We start from the raw sequence: 2,573 nt of genomic DNA, 5'->3' as shown, positions 1-2,573 counted from the left end.
GGGCCAGCAAGGGCACCGGCGCCTACACCGGCAAGTCGCTCATGTCGTCCCGCGAGATCCGGGTCTCCCAGGTCTCCGACCTCGACAGCGCATCCCTGTCGTACGCCTCCCTGAGCGGCTGGGACGTCATCGGCAAGGGTGAGGCGTTTGCCGCCCTGATGCGCCGGTGCTGGCGCACGCGCGCATATGGCGACTTCTGGTCCTACATGCTGCTGGCCGAGGGCGCCGTCGACATCGCCACCGAGCCCGAGCTCAAGGTGTGGGACATGGCCGCGCTCGACATCGTCGTCCGCGAAGCCGGAGGCACCTTCACGAGCCTCGCGGGCGAGCCCGGGCCATGGGGCGACAACGCGCTCGCGACCAACGGCCGGCTGCACGACGCCGCGATGGCCTACCTCGGGCACTTCCCCGACCAGGGACCGCCCGACGAGTCGTGGACCGACGAGCCCGAGCCGGAGCCCGACAACGTACGCAGCTTCGACTTCACCCGCGAGCCGAGCCAGGATCTGCCCTAGCGCTCCAGCCCGACGACGCACCAGCCGAAGCCGCGCCACTGGTAGGTGTCGCGCAGGCCGGAGCGGTGGGTGACGGCGATCATGTCCGCAGGCTCGTGGGCGAAGGTCCGGAACGTGTCGCCCTTGAGCATGCGCACCCGGTTGTCGATCCACAGCAGAGTTCGGGTGATCCGGTTGCGGGGAGGGTGGCTGAACACCATCAGCCGGCCGGCCTTGCCCGCAGCAGCGCCGAGCAGCCGTTCGTAGTCCGGGTAGCAGCACACCACCCGGTGCAGCACGACGATGTCGGCCGGCCCCACCGACTCGGGTTCCTGCGCGATGTCGAGGAACCTGCGATCCACCCGCTTGGCCAGGCCGACGTGTTCCAGCAGCCGCGTGGCCTCCGGCTCGTACTTCGTGGAGATCTCCAGGTTCGTCGCCCGCGCCGCTCCGTGACGGAGCAGCTCGACGTGGAGCTCGCCGAGGCCACCACCGATCTCCAGGACGGTCGCACCCTCGATACCGCGATCCTGGAGGAACCTGACGATCGCGCGCTCGGACCGGCTCAGCCCCCGCCGACGGTAGCGACGGGCCATCTTGCGAGCGAACCGGTCGCCGAATGTGTCGTCGTAATCCTCACGGTTGCAGCAGTCGGCCATTCCTCAGTATGCACACGGGTTGGGACGCAACGGAGAACCTCTCGCTCTCGACGCTTCACGGGGGTTACGCTGCGAGGACAGAGACTAGGAGTGTGTCCCTATGCGTGTGAGCGATGTGCTGGCTTCCAAGGGAAGCGATGCTGTCTACACCATCACCCCCGATTCCACGGTCCGCGAGCTGTTGGACGTGCTCGCCGAGCTCAACGTCGGCGCCCTGATCGTGAGCAACGACGGCAAGGCCATGGTGGGCATCGTGTCCGAGCGCGACATCGTCCGGAAGCTCCGTACGGTCGAGAGCCCCCGCGACATGAAGGTTGCAGACATCATGACCACGGATGTCCAGCTGTGTGGGCCAGACGACTCCTTCGGCGACCTCATGGCGGTCATGACCGAGCACCGCGTCCGCCACATCCCGGTCATCGACGACGGCGTCATCGTCGGCGTCGTGAGCATCGGCGACGCGGTCAAGTACCGCATGGAGCAGCTCGAGTTCGAGCGCGACCAGCTCAGCAACTACGTCGCCGGCGGCTGACCGACCCAGCTGCGCGATGCCCGGTCTCCCCGTGGAGGCCGGGCATTTTCGCGTTCTCGCGACCTCTGCTTGCATTCGATCCATTAGCGATATATCGTTTAGCTATCGACAACCGATCGACAGTCGATCGAATGCAGAGAAAGTGGGACACCCCCATGCGAAGCAACGACTTCTCAGAACAGCGCCGCCCGGCCGATCGCCGGCGCGGCAGGCACCACCCCGAGCGCGACTTCGGTCGTGACTTCGGACCCGGGTTCGGCCGCGAGTTCGGCTTCGGACCAGGCTTCGGCGGTCCCGGCCGCCCGCGTGGTCGCCGACGCGGCGGACGGGGCGGCGACGTCCGCGCCGCCGCACTCCTGCTCCTCAGCGAGCAGCCACAGCACGGCTACCAGCTGATCCAGGAGATCGGCGAACGGTCGAACGGCAGCTGGAACCCCAGCCCCGGCTCGATCTACCCCGTGCTCCAGCAGCTCGAGGACGAGGGGCTCATCACGTTCGAGCGCGTCGAGGGTCGCAAGACCGCGACGCTGACCGACGAGGGCACCGCGTACGTCGAGGAGAACCGGGAGCAGCTCGGCACGCCGTGGGAGGACACGACGTCCGACCACCCGTACGCCGAGCGCAAGGAGCTCATGATGGGCTTCAAGGGATTCGTCCATGCCTGGAAGCAGGTCGTGGAGATCGGCACCCCGGAGCAGCAGCAGCAGGCGACGACCGTCCTCGAGGACGCCCGGAAGGCGATGTACCGCATACTTGCGGACGATGAGTCATAACGGACGCCTGTCCCTGCCCGAGAGCGAGATGACCTGGCGGTTCTCTCGCTCCTCGGGCGCCGGCGGCCAGCACGTCAACACGACCGACACCCGCGTCGAGCTGATCTGGTCGCTC

5 protein-coding genes are annotated in these 2,573 nt (G+C 67.5%); 4 read left to right on the top strand and 1 reads right to left on the bottom strand.

All coding sequences use genetic code 11. From position 1 onward, the window contains the following. Nucleotides 1–515 (top strand): inositol monophosphatase family protein (locus tag V6M46_RS04485; protein ID WP_332662574.1); only part of this gene is annotated, 515 nt, incomplete at its 5' end. Here V6M46_RS04485 and V6M46_RS04480 read toward each other — a convergent pair. After that, the gene (locus tag V6M46_RS04480; RefSeq protein WP_332662573.1) at nt 512–1,090 is read right to left on the bottom strand and encodes a class I SAM-dependent methyltransferase; all 579 of its coding nucleotides are present in this window, start codon (nt 1,088–1,090) and stop codon (nt 512–514) included. The genes V6M46_RS04485 and V6M46_RS04480 overlap by 4 nt on opposite strands. A 163-nt stretch (nt 1,091–1,253) precedes the next feature. On the opposite strand from V6M46_RS04480, the gene V6M46_RS04475 reads away from it, so the two are divergent. The 3 genes from V6M46_RS04475 to V6M46_RS04465 all read left to right on the top strand — a co-directional run. Continuing rightward, nucleotides 1,254–1,685, top strand: coding sequence for a CBS domain-containing protein (locus V6M46_RS04475; RefSeq protein ID WP_332662572.1), 432 nt, complete (start codon nt 1,254–1,256; stop codon nt 1,683–1,685). A gap of 155 nt (nt 1,686–1,840) precedes the next feature. Continuing rightward, nucleotides 1,841–2,458, top strand: a complete 618-nt coding sequence (locus V6M46_RS04470; RefSeq protein ID WP_332662571.1) for a PadR family transcriptional regulator — start codon at nt 1,841–1,843, stop codon at nt 2,456–2,458. Then, nucleotides 2,448–2,573, top strand: a 126-nt coding sequence (locus V6M46_RS04465; protein WP_332662575.1) for a peptide chain release factor-like protein, incomplete at its 3' end; no start/stop codon positions are given. The genes V6M46_RS04470 and V6M46_RS04465, both read left to right, overlap by 11 nt.

Source organism: Aeromicrobium sp., from assembly GCF_036676885.1.
Classification (GTDB): Bacteria; Actinomycetota; Actinomycetes; order Propionibacteriales; family Nocardioidaceae; genus Aeromicrobium.
Note: the sequence above shows the minus strand (reverse complement) of the source record. Positions and strands in the feature narration are given on the sequence as shown.

Bases quoted from the DNA above. Each gene is read 5' to 3' on its own strand.
- V6M46_RS04470 (WP_332662571.1), top strand. From the start codon at position 1,841: ATGCGAAGCAACGACTTCTCAGAACAGCGCCGCCCGGCCGATCGCCGG.
- V6M46_RS04480 (WP_332662573.1), bottom strand. From the start codon at position 1,090: ATGGCCCGTCGCTACCGTCGGCGGGGGCTGAGCCGGTCCGAGCGCGCG.
- V6M46_RS04475 (WP_332662572.1), top strand. From the start codon at position 1,254: ATGCGTGTGAGCGATGTGCTGGCTTCCAAGGGAAGCGATGCTGTCTAC.